We start from the raw sequence: 4276 nt of genomic DNA, 5'->3' as shown, positions 1-4276 counted from the left end.
AATTTTCAAAGACCATTTTCTTTCTACAACTTTCGTTGTAACTTCTTGTTTTTTGCTGTCACCCTCAAGCGACTTATTTAGTTTATCACTTGATTTTTATCTTGTCAACAACTTTTTAAAATCTTTCAAGCTTTTTCAAAAAAATTTGTTAGATTACTTTTAGTTATTTACATGTCTCAGCGACGTTTTTTATATTAACATAATATATGTATTTCTTACATATTATTATATCTGATTTATTGAATTTATATTCATTAAAATCAATAATTCTTTCAATTTCTCTTTAATTCTACTAACGACACACCTGGAAAAGTTAATGCCATAATTACGTAATATCCAACCTATTATTTAAGCCACAATTATCAAACTTGCTTAAAAATAAAATAACTGTCTTGATATATTTCTTCATTAATATTAGTTCATAAGCTATACCTTAATATTATTGCTCACATATTTAAAACTAATATATAATAAACACTAGACAGTTATTTCATATAGATAAATAAATTTAAACTTTATATTTTCTTATTTGTTGTTATATCCTATTTTCTCTAAAATGATTAACGCTGTATCTTCAATAGCTCTTTCTGTAACATCTATAGTTCTACATCCTATTTTTCTCATTATTTTATCTGCAAATTCAAGTTCTTCCAATACTCTTGCATCTCCAGCGTATTCAATGTCAGATGTGATTCGGTGAAATTTATCCAGTCTCTTCTTTCTTATCTCAATTAACCTAAGTGGATTTATTGTAAGACCAAATACCTTTTTCTTATCAATCTCATATATTTCATCTGGAACCCCTACTTCTGGCATCAAAGGAATGTTTATAGCTTTAACTCCTTTATTAGCCAAGTACATGCATAGCGGGGTCTTTGATGTTCTTGAAAGACCAATTAATACAACATCGGCATTTTTTAATCCTCTATAATCTTTGCTATCATCATACTGCATTGCAAATTCCATTGCTTCTATTCTTTTAAAGTATACTTCATCTGTTTGTCTCATCGCTCCTGGATTATATGTAGGGTGTGTTTTTAATATTGTGGATGCAACATTTATGATTGGACCTAGTACATTCATAACTGATATATTCTTTTCCATTGCTTTTTGTGTTAAATGTTCTCTTACACTAACAGTAATTATTGTAGATACTATAATTACATTTTCACATTCTTCTACAACTTTCATTACATCTTCAATATCTTCTAAAGCTTTAACATATGGAATTCTTTTAACTTCAACCTTTTCTGTAAATTGACTTGCTGCTGCAACTGCAACTTGATGAGCTGTTTCCCCTATAGAATCTGATACAGCTAAAATTGTTAACATAATTTTATACCTTCTTTCTCAATATTTTCATAAATTTATACCTTAGTATCTTTTAATAAATATACAACATATCAATAATTCTTTACCCACAATTTCTTTAGACATATGTATATTTTCCCTCACTTCTATATTAAACTAAATTAAATTGATTTAATAGTAGTGAATTTATTTTTCCCTTATGTTAAACTTTAATATAGCATTAATTTAATTACAATTGGAGGTACTCGCATGAAAAATAAAAAAGCATTAACTGTATGCTTTCTCCCATTAATGTGGTTTATATATGTATTATTTGAACTTTTTACTGGAAGAATTAATGATTTTAAAACAATTTTATTCAATATTATATTGATTCTATTATTTGCTTTGGTTGGACTATTAACTTATTCTTTAGGAGTTAAACATGAGAATGGATTTAATTCAAGAATATTAATACTTCTATTTTTTTGTTTTCTATTATTTGATCAAGGAGTAAAATTATTAATAAAATTCTTATGGTTCAACAATGATTTTCCTATAATAAAAGGAATGTTATATTTTAGACCTATAATTAATACAGATGGTTCCTGGCTAAATGCTAGATTTGGTACTTCTGTAAGCTTTCCTATTCTTATAACCTTAAACATATTTGCCATTCTTATTTTTATTGAAGTATATCGATATTACTTGCATAATGGAAATAAAGACTTTTGGTCTGATATGTGCTTTATCTTTGTGAGTTGTGGTGCAGTATGCTCTCTCATAGACAAGGTATTTTATGGCGGTAGCTTAGATTTTATTGGAATAAGTAACTTATTTATTGCCGATATAAAGGATTTATACATAAACTTAGGCATTTTATTTTTTGCTCTTACTATGTTTAATAACGGTTATTTATCTTCTAACCAAGAAGAAACTTCATTTAAAGATGATCTCATAACTTTAAAAAAGTTTCTTACTTTTATAAAAGAAGACATCTGTGGTAAATTCAAATCTCTATAATCCCCATTCCTTATTGTTAATATAATAAAAAAAGAATCTCTTAAAATAACTTTAGTTATTTTAAGAGATTCTTTTTTTATATAAATACTAAGCAAGTTCTAAATAAAAATTACTTTAATATAAAACAAAAAGTAATTGGTGGCTCACCCGGGAATCGAACCCGGGACACCATGATTAAAAGTCATGTGCTCTACCGACTGAGCTAGTGAACCATCTTACCTCGCAACGTCCTACTCTGCCACACAGTCACCCGTGCAGTACCATCGGCGCTATAGACCTTAACTGTCCTGTTCGGAATGGGAAGGAGTGTTACCTCTATGCCATCATCACGAGATTATTCTAATATCTAATGTTAGAATATCTTGTCGAAAACTTGTCTCAACAAGATATTATTATACATAACATAATCAATTGTGTCAACACTTATTCATAAAATAAATTTATTTTATTTTTTTAATGTATTCTTTTATTAAAGCCGCTGATTTTTTAAATTTATCTAGTTCTTCATCTGTCATATGTATTTCAACAACTTCCTTAACTCCATCCGCGTTTAAAACTGCTGGCACACCACAAAACACATCTCTTTCGCCATACTCACCTTCTAATAATGTCGATACTGGCATTATTTTATTTTCATTATTCATAATAGCCTTTATTATTCCAACAGCAGCTGTTGCTATCCCATAGTATGTTGTTCCTTTTCTATTATATACCTCCCATCCAGCTCTGGCTGTTTCTAAAACTAATTTATCTAAATCTACATTTCCTACTCTATCTTTATTATCTTTTAATATTTCATAAAATGACTTTCCACCAACTGTAACATGTGACCATGGTACCATTTGTGAATCTCCGTGTTCCCCCATTGAATATGCTTGAACACTACGTGGATCCACATTTAATAAATCACCAATAAAATTCTTTAACCTAGCCGAATCAACAGATGTTCCAGTTCCTATTATATGGCTTTTAGGAAGTCCAGAAATTTGATATACATGATATGCAATCATATCTACTGGATTTGATATAACAATGAAATGTCCTTGAAATCCACTTTTCATTATTGGATTTACAATTGATTCCACTATTTTAGCTGATAATTCTAATGTATCTAATCTTGTTTGACCCGGCTTAGGTGGTGCTCCAGCTGTTATTACAATGATATCTACATCTCCACATTGTTCATAACTCCCCTTAGTGACCTTTGTATTTCTATTTAAGTATTCAATACAATGGTTTAAATCCATAACCTCACCAAGTGCTCTTTCCTCATTTATGTCTATCATTAATATCTCATCACAAACTCCTTGTGTTATAAGACTAAACGCTGTACTTGATCCTACTAACCCAGTTCCTACAATTGCAACTCTACTCTTTCTTAAACTCATGTACATTTCTCCTTTAAATTATGATTATATTAATTAATATAGTATTCTTTTTTACTTCTTAATACCTTCTAAATTCAATAATATTTATAATTTCATTATGTCTTATAAAAAAAATTATTTCAACTTAATACTATGGAGACAACGCTAATCAACTTAAATATTATATAAATAATTCATAATTTTATTATATATTAACTATATAACTGTTTAACTTCTTTCATGAAATTTAAAATACAAATAATTTTATACTAATATTTTCAACTTCTCTAAATGCTAATAAAATAAAGTCATTATTATATTCATCGTTCGACTTTATAGTTTTTGTTTAAATTTTTTAAGTTTTCTATTAATTTATATAATCTAAAATTAAATATAACAGCGAAATTAAATCTTTTTTACGTCTAAAAGATATTTTATTTAAACTTGTTTAATGAAGCATAGCTTTAAAGCATTTAATTTTTCATTATATTTTATATACAACAAAAAAGACTGCTAAAATTTAATTTAGCAATCTTTGCCTTGGTGCGTCATCAGGGATTCGAACCCTGGACACCCTGATTAAGAGTCAGGTGCTC

General features: G+C 28.0%; 3 protein-coding genes, 1 tRNA gene and 1 rRNA gene. 1 reads left to right on the top strand and 4 read right to left on the bottom strand.

All coding sequences use genetic code 11. The features are described from left to right. Positions 1 to 525 precede the first annotated feature (525 nt). Positions 526 to 1332, bottom strand: a complete 807-nt coding sequence (locus GXK56_RS27425; protein WP_160693470.1) for a pyruvate, water dikinase regulatory protein — start codon at positions 1330 to 1332, stop codon at positions 526 to 528. 228 nt (positions 1333 to 1560) lie between these two features. Between GXK56_RS27425 and GXK56_RS27420 the strand changes: the two genes are divergently transcribed. After that, a complete protein-coding gene (locus GXK56_RS27420; RefSeq protein ID WP_160693468.1) occupies positions 1561 to 2313 on the top strand; it encodes a signal peptidase II in 753 nt (250 codons plus the stop codon). A 136-nt stretch (positions 2314 to 2449) separates the two neighbouring features. On the opposite strand, the gene GXK56_RS27415 is transcribed toward GXK56_RS27420, so the two are convergent. The 3 genes from GXK56_RS27415 to GXK56_RS27405 all read right to left on the bottom strand — a co-directional run bounded on the left by GXK56_RS27415 (position 2450) and on the right by GXK56_RS27405 (position 3701). Further along, positions 2450 to 2525 (bottom strand) — tRNA-Lys (locus GXK56_RS27415). 5 nt (positions 2526 to 2530) lie between these two features. Further along, positions 2531 to 2647 (bottom strand): 5S ribosomal RNA (gene rrf, locus GXK56_RS27410). A 106-nt stretch (positions 2648 to 2753) separates the two neighbouring features. After that, the gene (locus tag GXK56_RS27405) at positions 2754 to 3701 is read right to left on the bottom strand and encodes an L-lactate dehydrogenase (RefSeq protein WP_160693466.1); all 948 of its coding nucleotides are present in this window, start codon (positions 3699 to 3701) and stop codon (positions 2754 to 2756) included. Between the last annotated feature and the right edge of the window lie 575 nt (positions 3702 to 4276).

This window comes from Clostridium sp. C2-6-12 (assembly GCF_009928485.1).
Classification (GTDB): Bacteria; Bacillota; Clostridia; order Clostridiales; family Clostridiaceae; genus Clostridium.
Note: the sequence above shows the minus strand (reverse complement) of the source record. Positions and strands in the feature narration are given on the sequence as shown.

What these genes read in the sequence shown, in the direction of transcription:
- GXK56_RS27420 (WP_160693468.1), top strand. Translation starts at nt 1,561, where the DNA reads ATGAAAAATAAAAAAGCATTAACTGTATGCTTTCTCCCATTAATGTGG.
- GXK56_RS27405 (WP_160693466.1), bottom strand. Translation starts at nt 3,701, where the DNA reads ATGAGTTTAAGAAAGAGTAGAGTTGCAATTGTAGGAACTGGGTTAGTA.
- GXK56_RS27425 (WP_160693470.1), bottom strand. Translation starts at nt 1,332, where the DNA reads ATGTTAACAATTTTAGCTGTATCAGATTCTATAGGGGAAACAGCTCAT.